The organism is Salinivibrio sp. YCSC6 (assembly GCF_004916735.1).
In the GTDB taxonomy this organism is placed as follows: Bacteria; Pseudomonadota; Gammaproteobacteria; order Enterobacterales; family Vibrionaceae; genus Salinivibrio; species Salinivibrio proteolyticus.
Genome location: NZ_CP039516.1, coordinates 1,959,278 through 1,976,088, shown reverse-complemented (window position 1 = coordinate 1,976,088; position 16,811 = coordinate 1,959,278). Strand labels below are relative to the sequence as shown.

Here is a 16,811-nt window from a genome sequence, read left to right as displayed (position 1 = left end):
CTGATATCAACAGGAGACATCGCGTGAACCTACCATCTTTTTATTGTTCTTGTGTTGCGTTGAGCTTGACGCTATTCAGCTTAACTCCCTACGCAGCGCCTCTCACTTTGATCCATCAAGAGACACACGTCACCATTGACCCGAGTGATCTCATGATGCGTTGGGACAGCGTACCCATTAACGACGCCAGTTTATCCGTAGATCAGCAGCCCCAGCAGGTGGTGGATGTACGTCATCCCGCGCCCAATCAATTTCGCTGGCGCTGGGAGCCAGCTAATATCGAGGTGTCTGCCACCTTGGATGACGCCTTGACCTTGTCTATGTCGTTGGATGAAAACGCCCGAGTGACGCGCCAGCATCCCGTTACATTGCGTTGGTTTGATTTGCCTGTCGAGGACACTCAGACCTTATTATTGCCGTTTAGCGAAGGGATGCGGGTGCCTACCGATCATTCGCAATGGATTGACTACTTGCAAGCCAGCCGAGATGGCACGAATACCACGCAAGATTTAAAGATGCCGTTTTGGACGGCTCAGATAGGTCGCCAATATGTTAGCTACCATCTGGTTACCGCTACCAATAACCGACTGAGTTTTGCACGCAAACACGACAAACTTGCGATGGGCGCGGTTCATACCTTTACACCATTAAATCGCCACGACCCCTTTGTGGTAAGGGTTAAACTGGGTCAGCATCCATTGGATGGGGCTAAATGGTATCGCCAGTGGCGGCAAGAGCAGCATCAAGCAACCTCATTGGCCCAAAAAGTGAAGCAAAACCCTGAAACGGCCAAACTAATTGGCGCGACCCATGTGTATCTATTTGGACGAGGGCCGCTTGCTCGAGATGATGTGAAGGATTGGTGGGGGCTGAAAGATTGGGCGCTTAATGCGTCATCATTGCCGTTTGATGATGAGACCAAAGCGGCACTCGGGGAGCTTTCAAGTGAGCAGGGTTGGTTTAGCCAATATCATAAAAACACCTTGGTGAATGGCATTAATCGTGCGTTGGCAGAGACCTTTCCAGTGACAGCGCCCACGGAAAAAGACAATACCATTAAAAAGCAGTACCAGGCCGCGCAGCAACGTAAAAAGTGGTTAGCCGCGCACGCAGGACAGTACCTTAAACCGGCTGAACAGTGGGGGCAGGGGCTTTCCACTGAGATGATCGACAGCTTACAAAAAGCGGGTATCCGTCAATTATGGTTAGGCTTGGACAATTGGATGCCGGCATTTTATCAGCCGCACGTCGTTGAAAAGGCCAAGCAAGCGGGCTATTTAATTGGTCCCTATGACTCTTACAATACCGCGATCCCACGTGGGGTGAACGATAGCTGGCTGACTGCACAATTACCGGATGCGATGCGCACATCGTGTGCGATTGAACAGCGCAATGGCAACTTGAAAAAAGGGTTCCGTGGCAACGGCTTCTATCTCAACCCTGCCTGTGATGCCGATTATGTCGCGCAGCGTGTCGCCGATATTATTAAATATGGACAGTTTAATAGTTTGTTCATTGATGTGGATGCGACGGCGATGGCGCGAGAAGATTATCGCCGTGATACGCGCGAAGTCGATATGCTCGCGGCGTTCAACCAACGTATGAAATCGATCGTAAATCGTCAAGCGGTGGTGTTGGGGTCGGAAGATGGCAATAGCTTGACCACGCAGGGCATCGCTTTTGCACATGGTTTAGAAACGATTGGTTTTGGATGGCGGGATGAAGACATGAAGTCTAATCGCTCTTCGCCCTATTACCTTGGCCCTTGGTTTCCTGACAACAAGCCCGCCTTTTTCTTTCAGTCGGCGAAAGTGAAGCCGCTTTATCAAGCTCTTTTGTTTGATCCGCAATATCGTATTCCACTTTATCAAGCGGTGTTCCATGATGAGGTGATCAATAGCCACCATTGGCATAGCGATAGCCTAAAGTTTACCAATGTGCGTGCTGAGAGAGACTTAATAGCCATGCTTTATAATGTGCCCGCCATGGTGCATTTAAGTCGTGATGAAGCAACGTCGCCATCGCAACCTCGGATTCGTGCGATTAAACATTACCAACAGGGCTTTATGCCAATTCATCAAGCCCTTTGGGACAAAGCCTTGGTAGACTTTCGCTGGTTGGACGAACGCGGACGCGTGCAGCAGACCCAATTTAGCGATGGGTCGACGCTAACCGCCAACTTTACCGACCAACCAGTCGGTATGTCAGACATCACTGTGCCCGGAAAAGGTTTGGTGGCGCAGTTGAGTGATGGAACGCAAGTGGTTTGGTCTGTGTCTGAGTAGGATTAAGGTACGCTAACAGGATATAAGAAAGCCCGCATTGCGCGGGCTTTTTGCTGAATCCTACTGATTGATGATTAGTTGAGATAAGCGTTGAGCATCCACATCAGTTTTTCTTGTTCTCGGATATAGTCGCTCATCAGCGCCGATGTCCCTTCGTCGCCTGCATCACCGGCTAGGTTCATGATGTCACGCTGTAGGGCGATCAGAACACTGAAGCCTTCGACCAGTGCGCGCACACCGGCTTGACCATTCGCTTCAGGATCGTGCTCTTTGATCTCACTGACTTTCAAATACTCGCTGAAGCGGTGCTCAGCGGTACCACCGATGGTGAGAATACGCTCAGCCACTTCATCAATCTTGGTTTGAAGATCGGTATAAATTTCTTCAAATTTAGTGTGCAACTCGAAAAAATCGTTACCTTTGATGTTCCAGTGAAAACCACGCACATTGGTGTAAAGCACTTGATAGTTCGCCAATAGCGTATCCAAACGCGCGCCCAGATCGGCGGCTTTGCTGCTGTCTAGTCCAATCAATGCTGCTTGTTTACTCATCTAATGCCTCCTTAGTGGCAAAATCAATGTGTTTGACGTCTACAGATAGCAAACGCCAAGCACTGGAAACGGTGTCGCTTCAAATGATGGAAATAGGATAACTACCCGATATCAAAAAAGAAAATGGGTTAAACCTATATAGCTGATAGGGCGTGCCTATGATGTGATCGACGTAGCGTCGTGGACCATAAAGTGATCGGGCAGGGTGTCGAGTCCAGCAATGAGCGCGTCTAAACAGCGTTGGTCGATTGCCGTATCCACCTCTTCGCGCATGATACTCAGCGCCTTATCCACGGGAATAGGACCACGATACGGCCGCTCTGCAGTAATGGCATCGAATATATCTGCGGTAGTAATGATGCGTGTTAGAAGCGATATATGCTCGCCCTGTATTCCATCGGGATAACCGGTACCATCGAGCTTCTCATGGTGCGCGCTCGCGAATTGGGCGAGATCGTGGAATTGCTGGATCTTCGAGAGAATCGTTTTACTCAAGGCGGCATGTTGCTTGACCTGTTCCCACTCGTCGTCGTCAAGTTTACCGGGTTTATCAAGAATATCGTTGCTAACACCCAGTTTACCGATGTCATGGAGCAACGCGCCGCGTTTTAGCCACTTTTTATCCTGCTCGCTCACGCCAAGCGCGTCTGCGATTAAACTTGCATACACAGCGACACGTTCACTATGTCCGGACGTAAACGGGCTTTTGGCATCGACAACACGGCCAAAGGCAGCGGCTATCGCATCGAGATAGTCGTCATCCACCCAAATCGTTGCGGTAGCGGGTGCCATCGATAGGACTTGTTCTTTTAGTTGGGGGGCATCAAGATGCTGCCAAAAGTGGGGGGCGCTCGCGCATTCAATAAATGTATCTACCAGGTGAGGATCAAACCAGGTGCCACGCCGCGCTTTAATTTCTTGCAGTGCCGCTTCAATGCCGGATTCGGTGCGGAAAACATCAATCACTTGGGTCATTAAGGCGATACGTGCATAAAGAGGGATCGCGTCACCGCTTAAACCGTCAGGGCGTCCGCCTCCATCATAGTGTTCGTCTAGAGCGTAAACCGCGTTGGCAACTGCCTCGCTAAACCTCAGTTCGCGCACAATTTCTGCACCACGCGTACAACGTGTTTCAATCAGCTCTTGGGCATACATATCACCGTTTCGTATGATATCTAATGTCGTAGAAAGCTTTTCCATGAAGCCCCGTTTGACACCGGTATTTTTGAGCACGAAATTGAGCACACTAGACAAACTGCCATCGACGATTTTATAGCTTTGTTTAAAGGCTAAATCGTTAGTGAGATAAAGTTCGCAGATCCGTGCGGCATTGCTGCTACATCCTGCGTCTTTTAATAGCAAGGTATAGAAAAGGTCGTGACGTTGCTGGGGCGAAAAATCGAGCGCATCGGCCAGCTTCATGCCCATCCAAGCACAACGCATACAGTGCTCGGGGGGCTGGCCTTCGGTCATGTCGAGCGCAGTACTCAGCGCAACGATGAGTTCCGATAGACGTAACTCAGACGATGGTTGGCAAGTTATATCTGGCACGCTCATCTGATCTGATTGCTGATGCATAATCCAATGGCTCGGTGTTAGGTTATTAGTTAACTATACGCCAGTTGACGATGTATCGTTCATTCAGTGAGTCAGGCCTCGAACCGTATCTGAGACTTCTTGCGCGCCGGCATGGATATCTTTCATCACTTCATCGACCGCTGTCACCTTCTCTTGCCCGAGCGAGGACTGTTCACTCACTCTCTCCATCGCCTCACTGACTCCCTTAATCAGTTGCAGGTTTTCATCAACCACATCCGCGATTTCAGTGGTCGATTTACTGGTTCGCTGTGATAAACCGCGTACTTCATCGGCTACAACCGCAAAGCCGCGTCCTTGTTCGCCGGCGCGAGCAGCCTCAATAGCGGCATTCAATGCGAGCAAATTGGTTTGCTCGGCAATCTGTTTGATGGTGGTGACGATATTTTCAATGCTTTGTGCATGCTGGTTCAGTTGGTTGACCTGATTCGAGGCTTCTATCGCTTGTTCAGAAACGTTTTGCGACAGCTGTACCGCTTCTTGCAATAGTACGCTGCCGCTTTCACTGTCTTTTAGCGTTTGCTCAGACGACGCTTGCGCCAGTTCGGCCGCATGATTCACAGCCTGATTTTTCTTGACGGTATCCGTGATGTTGGTGGCAAACTTAATCACTTTCACCACCTGTCCATTGGCATCGAACACAGGGTTGTACGTGGCTTCTAGCCATACCTCATTGCCGTACTTGTCGCGGCGAAGATATTGTCCTGCGGTGAACTGACCGTCAGCCAGTGATTGCCAAAAGTGGGGGTTCTCATCGTAGAAGTCTTGGTCGCAAAAGATACGGTGATGCTGGCCGGTAATCTCACTGTCTTTATAGTGGACCGTACTGAGAAAGTTTTTATTGGCGCGAATAATGGTGCCATCAGGCTTAAATTCTATTACCGCCAACGAGCGATCAATGGCTTCCAATATGGCGTCTTGACGTTTTGATTGCTGGTGCCGCTCGGTAACGTCAGCAGCAAGTTTACGCACCTTAGTGACTTTCCCATTTTCATCTTTGATAGGAACATAGGTCGCTTCCATCCAGATTTCATGTCCCTCTTTGTGGCGGCGCCTAAATATGCCTTGCTGGGGTTTCCCTTGCGCCAGTGCTTGCCAGAACTGGCGATATTCTGACGAATTTGCCGTGTCCTCAAAACAGACTGCGCGGTGATGCTGACCGACTACCTCGTCTCGCTGGTAACCGATAATGGCAAGTAAATGATCATTCACATCGATGACCGTCCCGTCGGGCGTAAATAAAATTGAGGCGATGTGTTGTTGGAGAGCGCTGAGCTCTGCTTCAAGCTCTGCTTTTTCTTTCTGGCAAGCGTCTAACGCGCGTTGAGTCTTTTTGAACATAACTACTTACTTCCCGTTGTCCAAACCCGCGAAGTCATTATCTTTTTATAGACTTCACATCTGCTCGTAAAAGTGTAGATGTCAGGGGCAGGCTAAACGTAGTTTTTCCAGAAAATTATTCATCGTTAATAATGATAGCTACCTTATTTGTTGGCGATTCAAACGACTACCGTTGTTTATAAATCTATCAAATATGTATCTGAGTGTGTCATCGCTCTTTCGCTGTGCGGCGAAAGCGCTTAACCTATGCGGTCTTAGTCGATTCATCTGCCCGCAAATGTAACGTATTCATAACCCTTCTTCATTCCTTGTTACAAATCGACTTTTTTATTTTCAATAATTTCTGAAAATTCGAAATATTCATTGATCCTCAGCAAAGAAACTCCGTATCATTCCCCAGAAGCACTGTGAGGGAGATCAAGATGGAGCTGTCGCAAGAGCTAAGAAATGTGGTGATGCATTTCGGCGAAATGGGAAGTCGGTGGGGATTTAACCGCTCGGTCGGCGAAATGCTGGCACTGATTGTGTTGAGTGAAAAACCGTTAAGTGCCGATGATATTGTGTCGGCGCTCAACATATCTCGTGGCAATGTCAGCATGGCAACCAAGGAATTGCATGGCTGGAACTTGATTCGCTCACAGCGTACCCCCGGAGACAGAAAGGACTACTTTGTGCCTAACGGCACCATCTGGGAGTTGGCGCAGCAGGTACTCGCTGAGAGGAAGAAGCGAGAGGTGGATCCCACCTTATCTATGCTGCGTGCACACTTTATGCGAAGTGAAGATGACGCTGAGAGTCATTCGGTTAAGCAGTTACATGAGATCCACGATCTTCTCGAGCTGTTTAACCATTGGTTTGACGATGTTCAGCAAATGAAACCTGAGCATTTGAAGAACCTGATGAAACTGGGCAGCAGTGTCGGCAAGCTTCTCGAGCTGTCTGGCAAGTTGTTTCACAGTAAGTCCAACGAACAATCGGGCAGTTAAACTCCTGAGGGTAATGTCATGTTAGATACCTTAATGTTGTCGCGGATCCAATTTGCGGCCAACATCAGCTTTCACATCCTTTTTCCCACTATAACGATCGCCTTAGGGTGGATGCTGGTGTTTTTCAAGTTCAGATATAACCGTACCGGTGAGCAAATCTGGCTAGATACCTATTACTTCTGGGTCAAAGTGTTTGCGTTGACCTTCGCGCTGGGCGTAGTGTCCGGCATCACGATGAGCTTCCAATTCGGGACCAACTGGCCCGGATTTATGGAGAAAGTCGGCAACATCGCTGGCCCATTATTGGGTTATGAAGTGATGACGGCATTTTTCATGGAAGCCACCTTCCTTGGCATTATGTTGTTTGGTAAGAACCGTGTGCCGAATTGGGTTCATACCCTCGCAACCTTGCTCGTAGCGATTGGTACCACCATTTCTGCATTCTGGATTTTGGTGCTCAATAGCTGGATGCATACCCCAACCGGTTTTGAAATCATTGATGGTGTGGTGCACCCAACTAGCTGGTTTGAAGTGATTTTCAATCCGTCGATGCCATATCGCTTAAGCCACATGCTATTAGCGTCTGGTTTGACGGCTTCTTTCTTAATCGCGGGGATCTCTGCTTATCAGAAATTAAAGTCACCGACCTCAGGTGTATCGGACAAGCCTTTAAAAGTGGGTATCACTGCTGCGGCAATTCTGATCCCATTACAAGTACTGGTTGGTGACATGCACGGCCTAAACACACTTGAGCATCAACCACAAAAAATTGCGGCGATGGAAGGTGTGTGGGAAACCGAGCAAGGTGCGCCTTTGCTGCTGTTTGCGGTTCCAAACGAAGAAACACGCTCTAACGACTTTGAAGTGGGGATCCCGAATCTGGCAAGCCTCATTTTGACTCACAAACTCGATGGTGAGATCAAAGGCTTAGAAAGCTTTAAGTATCATCCACCGGTGAAGCCGTTGTTCTTCGGCTTCCGCATCATGGTCGGAGTGGGTGTGCTTATGCTGGTGGTGAGTTGGTTTACCGCATATCGCGTTTGGCGTAATCAACCGATGCCGAAGTGGCACTTGATGGGGCTGGTCGCCATGACATTCTCGGGCTGGGTAGCGACGCTTTCGGGCTGGTATGTCACAGAGATCGGTCGTCAGCCTTGGCTAGTACAAGGTGTGCTAAAAACGGCGGATGCGGTGACACCCGTGGCAAGCTCGCATGTCGGCATTACGTTGACTATCTACCTCACACTCTATGTAGTGTTGATGGTAGCGTACATCCGTACCTTGTTCTTCTTAGCCAAAAAACGTCTGCCCGAGTACCAGTCAGACAACCACGCTCAGCCGAATAAAGAGGTGAACGCATGAGCATAACTCCTTATCTGCCTGAAATTTATCTGCTGCTGTTTGGTTTCTCGGTATTTATGTATGCCGTGCTCGATGGCTACGACCTTGGCGTAGGGATGCTGTTGCCGAGCTGCAACCAAGCGCAGCGAGACCGTATGATTGCCTCGATTGGCCCATTCTGGGATGCGAACGAGACTTGGTTGGTACTGGCGGTAGGTTTGTTGTTGATTGCCTTCCCTGCGGCACACAGCATGATTTTGACCGAATTGTATTTGCCTACGTCTGTGATGTTGGCGGGTCTTATTCTACGTGGCGTGTCGTTTGATTTTCGTGCCAAAGTGAAACCAGAGCGCAAAGACCTTTGGGACCGCTGCTTTAAAGCGGGCTCATTTATCGCGTCGATGACACAAGGCTACATGATTGGCCGCTATGTACTGGCGTTTGATGACAGCACAGGTGCGTATTTGTTTGCACTGTTAAGTGGCCTTTGTGTGACCGCCGCCTACATCTATATTGGTGGGACTTGGCTGGTGATGAAAACGGAAGGGGACTTGCAAAAGCGCGCGGCGAAATGGTCTCGCCGCGGTGGCTGGCTTGCGGCGCTTGGCGTATTAGCCATCAGTATTGTCAATCCGCTAGTGAGTGAGACAGTGGCCGAGCGTTGGTTTGGCTTCCCTGAGATTTTATTACTGGCACCCGTGCCACTGGTGTGTCTTGCAATTATGTTGCTCGTAGACCGCTATCTGCGCCACGTGCCGGTCGAAAATGATGTGGGTTATCAGTTCCCATTCATTGGTGCGATCATTTTGTTTGCAATGAGCTTCTTTGGCTTAGCATACAGCTTCTTCCCTGACATTATCCCCGGCGTGATGACGGCGAAAGAGGCGGCGAGTGCCACTGGCACCTTGTTGATTGTCGGTTATGGTGCGATGTTCGTGCTACCGATGATCTTCTTATACACCCTCTTTGTGTACCGTGTCTTCTCAGGAAAAGCCACCGAGCTTAACTACGAGTAAGCCATACGTAACACACCTCTAATCGATGAGCCCAGCGATAGACGCTGGGCTTTTTTTTGCTCGGCTTTTGAGTGTGATAGCGATGGTATGCCCGTCACGATAAAACGGTTAGCGGTAACCTGTCTTTTTGATCAATCTTTCGGGACCTAAATATTGGTCTCGCGAAAGGTTATATCTCGTTATAGTTTGTGCTTCTCGACGCTCTAACCGGAGTGGCCCATCATGATTTGTTATCACCTGATGCGTGCTTTCAAAACGGCAATCTGCCCTTTTTGTAGCGAATGTCGGTCATATGGTGCTTATTTTTATTTTTCTTCGCATTTCTTACTTAGTGTGAGGCATTGACTCGCGGTTGGTTTTGGCCAGCATTGAGTGAAAATGAATCATTACTCCCCTTATCATTTCCTGCGTTACTATGTTTTTCTGGTGGTATTTTAACCGATTTGTTCATAAATACTGCTATCAGTACAAAAGATTTGATCTGGAACAAACCTTTTTGAAATTGACCTAAATCATTGTTGTATTTGTATGTTTCTGTTTTTCGAGGGTTGGTCGTGTAGCGATTTGGTTAAAAAATCTATTTGAGATCTAAATATTAGCGTGTAAGATTATATTTAACTAATCGTTCAATTAAAAACGAATGGGAGCAACAATGCCTAAGGTAGGGATGCCGGAAGTACGTAAACCGCAGCTCGTTAAAGCCACCATGACTGTGATTGGCCGCGTTGGTCTGCATGCGGCAAGTATCTCTTTGATTAGTAAGGAAGCCGGCGTATCAACAGGCATTATCAACCACTATTTTGGTGGTAAGCATGGTTTGCTGGAAGAAACAATGCGCGTGGTATTGCGCGAGCTTTCAGCCACTGTCATTAACACGCTGCGTGGGATCCCTCGTCACCACCACCAAGCGCGTATTAATGCGATCATTAACGCGAACTTTGAAGGTTTTCAGGCCCAGTCTGATGTGGTGAAAACTTGGCTCGCGTTCTGGTCATATGCCATGCATGACAATGAGTTACACCGTTTACAGCGCGTGAACGAGAAGCGCTTGCTGTCGCATTTGCGCATTGAGCTTAAAGCGCTATTGCCGGTCGAGCAGGCTGTCATGGTTGCTCAGGGGATTGCAGCATTGATTGATGGTATTTGGTTGCGCGGTGCATTGAACCCTAAAGGTATTGATGCCAATAACGCTCGCACCATTATCAATGACTATTTAGATAAGCAACTGACCTTTTATGGTCGTCCTCAGGGCTAACCCGGGATAGCAGCTGACATGCACACACGAACAGAAAAGAATTCAGGATTAATCATGGACGCGAAAACGCTTTTTATTAATGGTCAGTTAACTGACGTATCCAGTGGTGAATACTTTGCCACCGTGAACCCTGCAACGGGTGAAACACTGGCACAGATCGGCCAAGCTTCTGCAGACGATGTGCAGAAAGCGATTGATGCCGCAAAAGCAGGCTTTGCCGTTTGGTCTCGCATGACCGCGATGGAGCGTAGCCGAATTCTATTGAAGGCGGTTGCTTTATTGCGTGAGCGCAATGATGAACTGGCGAAGCTGGAAGTCCTTGATACGGGTAAGCCGTTGCAAGAAGCGATTGAGGTTGATGTGGTAACCGGTGCTGATGCGATTGAATACTTCGCTAATCTGGTGCCATCCATGCAAGGTGAGCAGCAACCGCTGTCTGAGAACCAATTCTTCTACACCCGTCGTGAGCCACTTGGCGTGTGTGCAGGCATTGGTGCGTGGAACTATCCAATTCAAATTGCGATGTGGAAATCAGCGCCAGCATTAGCGGCAGGTAATGCCATGGTGTTTAAACCATCGGAAGAAACCCCGCTCACAGCCCTTAAGTTGGCAGAGATCTTCACTGAAGCCGGTATGCCTGACGGCGTATTCAACGTGGTTCAAGGTGATTACCGTGTTGGCCAAATGCTGACAGCACACCCAGAGATTGCCAAAGTTTCTTTCACCGGTGAAGTCGGTACCGGTAAAACCGTGATGGGTGATGCCGCAAAGACCCTGAAGTCAGTCACCATGGAACTGGGTGGTAAGTCACCTTGTATCGTGTTTGATGATGCGGATTTAGACAATGCGGTATCTGCGGCTATGGTCGCCAACTTCTATACTCAAGGTGAGGTATGTACACACGGTACCCGTGTCTTTGTTCACGACAGCATTTATGACGCGTTTGTCGAGCAGCTGAAATCGCGCACCGAGAAACTGGTCGTCGGTGATCCAATGGATATGAACACCCAAGTCGGTGCATTGATTTCAACCGAGCACCTTGAAAAAGTGATGACGGCCATTCAAGGCGCGAAAGCAAGTGGTGCAACTCTGCTAACTGGCGGCGAACGCTTAATGGAGAATGGTCTCGACAAAGGTAACTTTGTGGCCCCGACTATCTTCACCGATTGTGATGACAGCATGGCGCATGTGCGTGACGAGATCTTTGGCCCTGTGATGTCAGTGTTGCGTTTCTCGGACGAGGAAGAGGTCATCCGCCGTGCCAACAATACCCATTATGGTTTGGCCGCTGGCATCTTTACCCAAAACCTGTCGCGCGCGCATCGCGTGATCCATCAGCTTGAAGCCGGTATTTGTTGGGTGAACACCTGGGGTGATTCGCCAGCAGAAATGCCTGTTGGTGGTTACAAGCAATCAGGCATCGGCCGTGAGAATGGTGTCGAGACCCTGACTCACTATACCCAAACCAAGAGTGTGCTGATTGAGCTAGGCGATTTCGCTAGCCCATACGCCTAACCTCAGTTAACGGAGCGACCAATATGTCACAACGCTACGATTATATTATCGTCGGCGCGGGTTCGGCCGGCTGTGTGCTGGCGGATCGGCTCACCGAGTCCGGCGAACATCAAGTGCTATTGCTTGAAGCCGGGGGCACCGATAAAAGCATTTTTATTCAGATGCCGACGGCGCTGTCTTATCCCATGAATACCAAGCGCTATGCCTGGCAGTTTGAGTCTTTGCCTGAGCCAGGCTTGGATGGCCGTCAGCTACATTGCCCACGCGGTAAAGTGCTGGGTGGTAGTTCATCCATTAATGGCATGGTCTATGTGCGTGGTCACGCATGCGATTTTGAAGAATGGGTTGAGCACGGAGCCAATGGCTGGGATTACGCTAGCTGCTTGCCTTACTTCAAGCGTGCAGAAAGCTGGTCGGGCGGTGAAGATACTTACCGTGGTGGTCAGGGCCCTGTCGGTACTTGTAACGGTAACGACATGAAACTCAACCCGCTTTATCAAGCCTTTATTGATGCGGGTGTCGAAGCGGGCTACCCAGAAACCAAAGATTACAACGGTTATCAGCAAGAAGGCTTTGGGCCGATGCATATGACGGTTGATAAGGGTGTGCGTGCTTCAACGTCAAATGCCTACCTACGTCGCGCGCTGAAGCGCAGCAATCTGACCTTGAAAAAGGGTGTTGTGACTCGTCGTGTCTTGCTGGAAGGCAAACGTGCGGTAGGTGTGGAATTTGAAAAGGGCGGCAAAATTGAACGCGTGATGGCAGACAAAGAAGTCATTTCCAGCGCGGGATCAGTGGGCTCACCGCAACTGCTGCAACTTTCAGGCATTGGTGCGCGTGACGTACTGGAAAATGCCGGTGTTGACGTCAAGCACGAGTTGCCGGGTGTGGGTGAAAACCTGCAAGACCACCTTGAAGTTTACTTCCAATTCCATTGTAAAGCGCCGATTACGCTCAACAGCAAGCTGGGATTAATTAGCAAGGGAATGATCGGGACCGAGTGGATCTTGACCCGTAAAGGCTTGGGTGCCACCAACCATTTTGAATCATGTGCCTTTATCCGTTCACGCAAAGGGTTGAAGTGGCCAAATATCCAGTACCACTTTTTACCTGCAGCGATGCGTTACGACGGTAAAGCGGCGTTTGATGGGCATGGTTTCCAAGTCCATGTGGGCCCAAACAAGCCTGAAAGCCGCGGCCACGTACGTATCAAGTCAGCGGATCCGCAAGATAAACCGTCGATCCTGTTTAATTACATTACTACCGAACAAGATCGCCAAGACTGGCGCGACACCATTCGTTTGACCCGTGAAATCATGGATCAAAGTGCTATGGATCCCTTCCGTGGTGAAGAGATTCAACCGGGTCGTGATGTCACCACAGACGAAGCGATTGATCGCTGGGTGAAAGAGAACGTGGAAAGTGCGTATCACCCATCGTGTACCTGCAAAATGGGTGCAGACAACGATTCGATGGCGGTACTCGATGAGCAGTGCCGTGTTCGAGGGATTCAAGGTTTGCGCGTGGTGGATTCATCGATTTTCCCCACCATTCCAAATGGCAACTTGAATGCCCCAACCATCATGGTAGCGGAGCGCGCCGCTGACATGATTCTCGACAAGCCACTCTTGCCTGCTGAGCAGGTGCCAGTATGGATTGCGGCTGAGTGGCAGCAAAAGCAACGCAATCAGAACGCGCAAAGTGAGAAAGCCACCGAAGGTGCGCCTTCACTGGAAACTAATCAGTAAGCATTACAAGGAATCCAAGATGTCAATGAACAAACGTAAGACCACCAAAACCCTGATGACCGCGGTTGGCCTGAGCTCTATGGTGGCGTTTAGCGCCGCTGCCAACCAATGTGAGACGGTACGTTTCTCGGATATCGGTTGGACGGACGTGACCTCAACCACAGCCATCACCACAGAAGTGCTAAAAGGCATGGGCTACCAAACAGAGACAGACTTGCTGTCACTGCCTGTGACTTTTTCATCTCTGGCGTCGGGCGACATCGACGTATTCCTCGGTAACTGGATGCCAACCCAAACGGGCGATATCAAAAAGTATATTGAAAACGGCACTGTAGATAGCCTGCGCGCCAACCTAACGGGTGCGAAATACACCCTTGCCGTGCCTAAGTACGTTTACGATGCGGGTGTGACCAGTGTTGCAGATATCGCGGAATACGCTGACAAGTTTGACTCTCGCATTTATGGCATTGAGCCAGGCAATGATGGCAACACGCAAATTCAAAAAATGATCGATACCGATGATTTTGATTTGGGTGATTTCCGTCTGATCGAATCAAGCGAAGCGGGCATGATTTCGCAAGTTTCACGTGCTATTCGTCGTGGCAAATGGGTTGCTTTCCTAGGTTGGGCTCCACACCCAATGAACAGCAACTTTGATATGAAGTATCTGTCTGGTGCAGATGACTACTTCGGCCCTAACTACGGCGGTGCCACGGTTCATACCAATGTTCGTAGTGGCTATGTCGAGCAATGTTCGAATGTGGGTCAAATGCTCGAGCAACTTGAGTTTAGCCTCAAGATGGAAAACGAAATGATGGGCAAAATCCTGAACGACGGCGAGAAGCCAGAGGTTGCAGCGCGCGAATGGCTACGTAACAACCCAAGTGTGTTGAACAAGTGGCTAGACGGTATCACCACACTAGACGGTAAAAACGCCGTAGAAGCTGTGACTGAATATCTTAAAAAGACTGAAGCGTAACAAAAAAGTGTAGAAGGAGAGGGCGGTTTAATCGCCGCCCCCTAAGGTTTTATTGTGAATATTATTACAGATAACAAGATCCCACTCGGTCAATGGATGGAAAATGGCGTTGACTGGTTAACCATGAACGCCGCGGGCTTCTTTGATGCCATCTCGATTGGTTTAGATACCAGCATCATGTTTTTGGTCGACATCTTTAAATGGATGCCACCTGCAATGCCTATCATCATGACTGCTGCGTTAGCGTGGTACCTGCAGCGTCGAATTTCCATCGTGATCTTTGTTGTGAGTGCGCTCTTGTTGATCCTCAACCTGGGCTACTGGCAAGAGATGCTGGAAACCTTTGTTCTGGTGTTTGCCGCGACAACGATTTCCGTATTAATTGGCATACCGCTTGGGATAATGGCTGCTCACCGGCCCTTAGCGTATACCATCATGCGTCCACTCTTGGACTTAATGCAGACGGTACCGCCTTTTGTATATTTGATTCCAACGCTGGTTCTTTTCGGCTTAGGGATTGTACCGGGACTGATTTCCACCATCATCTTTGCGATTGCAGCACCGATTCGCTTGACTTATCTCGGCATTACACGTGTGCCAGAGGAGTTGGTGGAAGCTGGCCGTGCATTTGGCGCCAACCGCATGAAGCTTTTGTTTAAAGTGGAATTGCCCGCGGCACTGCCAAGCATTATGACGGGCGTGACGCAATGTATTATGTTGTCACTGTCGATGGTAGTTATCGCCGCACTAGTGGGGGCTGACGGCCTCGGTAAGCCAGTGGTTCGCGCACTAAACACTGTCAACATTTCTCAAGGTTTTGAAGCGGGTCTGGCGATTGTATTGGTAGCCATCATTCTTGACCGCCTGTGTAAAGCACCAAACCAAGGCCATGAATAAGGGGGATACCATGGACGCAATCGCAATTAAAAATCTTGATGTTGTTTTCGGTGACAACGTACAACCAGCACTCGACCTGCTCGACAAAGGCTTAACGCGATCAGAGATCATCGATCAAACTGGTCAAGTCGTGGGTGTGGACAATGTGTCACTTAATGTAAAAGAAGGTGAGATTTGCGTATTGATGGGCCTATCTGGCTCAGGTAAATCGAGCTTATTACGGGCAGTGAATGGCCTTAACCCGATTAGCCGTGGCAGCCTTGAAGTGCGCGATGGTGACCAAATGGTGGATATGGCGAGTGTGGATGCACAAACGCTGCGTCATCTGCGTACCAACCGTGCCTCAATGGTATTCCAAAAATTCGCTCTGATGCCTTGGTTAACCGTGGTGGATAACGTTGCCTTCGGTCTAGAAATGAAAGGCATCAGTAAAAAAGAACGCCGTAAGCAAGCATTAGAAAAACTTGAAATGGTGGGATTGGCGGATTGGGCCTATCAGTATCCACACGAATTGTCTGGCGGTATGCAGCAGCGTGTTGGCTTGGCCCGTGCCTTTGCGATGGACAGTGACATCCTACTGATGGATGAACCGTTTTCCGCATTGGATCCCTTGATCCGTGCTCAGCTACAAGACGAGCTACTGGAGCTGCAGAAAAAACTCAACAAAACGATTTTGTTTGTGAGCCACGATCTGGACGAGGCACTGAAAATTGGTAACAACATTGCCATCATGGAGTCCGGTCAGCTTATTCAGCACGGTAAACCTGAAGACATTGTTTTGCGCCCAGAAACGGACTATGTTCGCGACTTTGTGGCGCACACTAATCCGTTGAACGTACTGAAAGGTCGCTCAATGATGAAAGATATCGACACCATGCCGCACGTTGAAAACCGTTGGAAGGTGTGCGATCAGCGTGATATCTGGGTGACAGTAGAGCCTCAGGGTGCATTGTCGGCCATGGCGGGCACACAGCATTTGCGTGTGGCTGAGTGGAAAAAAGACATGGCAGACTTGTCACAAGTAAGCTCGGATACCATTGTAATGGCATCGCCTGATATCGAAATGCGTGATGCGATTGAAATCCGCTATCACACCAACAAACCCGTACTACTGGTAGAAAATGGCAAATTGGTTGGCACGCTTTCCGATCACGATTTCTACCATGCCTTGCTCGGCAAGTATCAGCAGCCGTGCGATAGCCAAGCGGCTTGACTCACGTCAGCGAATAAATCCTAACTAACGAAAAAGCCTGCTCATGGAGCAGGCTTTTTTATCACTGACGACTGACCGCACAGGTCAA

The 16,811-nt window shown here is 49.3% G+C and carries 13 protein-coding genes; 10 read left to right on the top strand and 3 right to left on the bottom strand.

The annotated features are described in order from the left end of the window. Positions 1-23: 23 nt before the first annotated feature. A complete protein-coding gene (locus E8E00_RS09045) occupies positions 24-2,285 on the top strand; it encodes a glycoside hydrolase (RefSeq protein WP_240531934.1) in 2,262 nt (753 codons plus the stop codon). Positions 2,286-2,359: 74 nt separating this feature from the next. Here E8E00_RS09045 and E8E00_RS09040 read toward each other — a convergent pair whose 3' ends face one another. The 3 genes from E8E00_RS09040 to E8E00_RS17440 form a co-directional block, all read right to left on the bottom strand. Next, entirely contained in the window at positions 2,360-2,836 is a 477-nt protein-coding gene (locus E8E00_RS09040; protein WP_077640467.1) for a Dps family protein, read from the bottom strand. Positions 2,837-2,992: 156 nt separating this feature from the next. Next, positions 2,993-4,393 (bottom strand): HD-GYP domain-containing protein, encoded by a 1,401-nt coding sequence (locus E8E00_RS09035; RefSeq protein ID WP_240531961.1) that lies wholly within the window; start codon positions 4,391-4,393, stop codon positions 2,993-2,995. Between the two features lie 84 nt (positions 4,394-4,477). Further along, on the bottom strand, positions 4,478-5,773 hold the full coding sequence (locus E8E00_RS17440; RefSeq protein ID WP_096631334.1) for a PAS domain-containing methyl-accepting chemotaxis protein: 1,296 nt from the start codon (positions 5,771-5,773) through the stop codon (positions 4,478-4,480). A 422-nt stretch (positions 5,774-6,195) separates the two neighbouring features. On the opposite strand from E8E00_RS17440, the gene E8E00_RS09025 reads away from it, so the two are divergent. The 9 genes from E8E00_RS09025 (at position 6,196) to choV (ending at position 16,723) form a co-directional block, all read left to right on the top strand. Further along, positions 6,196-6,759 carry a GbsR/MarR family transcriptional regulator gene (locus E8E00_RS09025; RefSeq protein ID WP_069588024.1) on the top strand — a complete coding sequence of 188 codons (564 nt, stop codon included), beginning with the start codon at positions 6,196-6,198 and terminating at the stop codon, positions 6,757-6,759. A gap of 18 nt (positions 6,760-6,777) precedes the next feature. Further along, positions 6,778-8,121 (top strand): cytochrome ubiquinol oxidase subunit I, encoded by a 1,344-nt coding sequence (locus E8E00_RS09020; RefSeq protein WP_096631336.1) that lies wholly within the window; start codon positions 6,778-6,780, stop codon positions 8,119-8,121. After that, a complete protein-coding gene (gene cydB / locus E8E00_RS09015; RefSeq protein ID WP_069588028.1) occupies positions 8,118-9,116 on the top strand; it encodes a cytochrome d ubiquinol oxidase subunit II in 999 nt (332 codons plus the stop codon). The genes E8E00_RS09020 and cydB overlap by 4 nt, the downstream gene beginning before the upstream one ends. Before the next feature lie 652 nt (positions 9,117-9,768). Further along, positions 9,769-10,371 (top strand): transcriptional regulator BetI, encoded by a 603-nt coding sequence (gene betI, locus E8E00_RS09010; protein ID WP_069588030.1) that lies wholly within the window; start codon positions 9,769-9,771, stop codon positions 10,369-10,371. Between the two features lie 54 nt (positions 10,372-10,425). Further along, a complete protein-coding gene (gene betB, locus E8E00_RS09005; protein WP_096631339.1) occupies positions 10,426-11,886 on the top strand; it encodes a betaine-aldehyde dehydrogenase in 1,461 nt (486 codons plus the stop codon). Positions 11,887-11,909: 23 nt separating this feature from the next. Then, a complete protein-coding gene (betA, locus tag E8E00_RS09000) occupies positions 11,910-13,634 on the top strand; it encodes a choline dehydrogenase (RefSeq protein ID WP_077678252.1) in 1,725 nt (574 codons plus the stop codon). A gap of 19 nt (positions 13,635-13,653) precedes the next feature. Next, positions 13,654-14,613, top strand: coding sequence for a choline ABC transporter substrate-binding protein (locus E8E00_RS08995; protein WP_069588034.1), 960 nt, complete (start codon positions 13,654-13,656; stop codon positions 14,611-14,613). 54 nt (positions 14,614-14,667) lie between these two features. Beyond that, positions 14,668-15,510 carry a choline ABC transporter permease subunit gene (gene choW / locus E8E00_RS08990; RefSeq protein ID WP_069588035.1) on the top strand — a complete coding sequence of 281 codons (843 nt, stop codon included), beginning with the start codon at positions 14,668-14,670 and terminating at the stop codon, positions 15,508-15,510. 10 nt (positions 15,511-15,520) lie between these two features. Continuing rightward, a complete protein-coding gene (gene choV / locus E8E00_RS08985; RefSeq protein ID WP_096631342.1) occupies positions 15,521-16,723 on the top strand; it encodes a choline ABC transporter ATP-binding protein in 1,203 nt (400 codons plus the stop codon). Positions 16,724-16,811 lie beyond the last annotated feature (88 nt).

Excerpts from the sequence above, each read along its gene's own strand:
- E8E00_RS08995 (WP_069588034.1), top strand. The coding sequence starts at position 13,654 with ATGTCAATGAACAAACGTAAGACCACCAAAACCCTGATGACCGCGGTT.
- cydB (WP_069588028.1), top strand. The coding sequence starts at position 8,118 with ATGAGCATAACTCCTTATCTGCCTGAAATTTATCTGCTGCTGTTTGGT.
- betI (WP_069588030.1), top strand. The coding sequence starts at position 9,769 with ATGCCTAAGGTAGGGATGCCGGAAGTACGTAAACCGCAGCTCGTTAAA.
- betB (WP_096631339.1), top strand. The coding sequence starts at position 10,426 with ATGGACGCGAAAACGCTTTTTATTAATGGTCAGTTAACTGACGTATCC.
- E8E00_RS09025 (WP_069588024.1), top strand. The coding sequence starts at position 6,196 with ATGGAGCTGTCGCAAGAGCTAAGAAATGTGGTGATGCATTTCGGCGAA.
- E8E00_RS09040 (WP_077640467.1), bottom strand. The coding sequence starts at position 2,836 with ATGAGTAAACAAGCAGCATTGATTGGACTAGACAGCAGCAAAGCCGCC.
- choV (WP_096631342.1), top strand. The coding sequence starts at position 15,521 with ATGGACGCAATCGCAATTAAAAATCTTGATGTTGTTTTCGGTGACAAC.
- E8E00_RS17440 (WP_096631334.1), bottom strand. The coding sequence starts at position 5,773 with ATGTTCAAAAAGACTCAACGCGCGTTAGACGCTTGCCAGAAAGAAAAA.
- betA (WP_077678252.1), top strand. The coding sequence starts at position 11,910 with ATGTCACAACGCTACGATTATATTATCGTCGGCGCGGGTTCGGCCGGC.
- E8E00_RS09020 (WP_096631336.1), top strand. The coding sequence starts at position 6,778 with ATGTTAGATACCTTAATGTTGTCGCGGATCCAATTTGCGGCCAACATC.
- E8E00_RS09035 (WP_240531961.1), bottom strand. The coding sequence starts at position 4,393 with ATGAGCGTGCCAGATATAACTTGCCAACCATCGTCTGAGTTACGTCTA.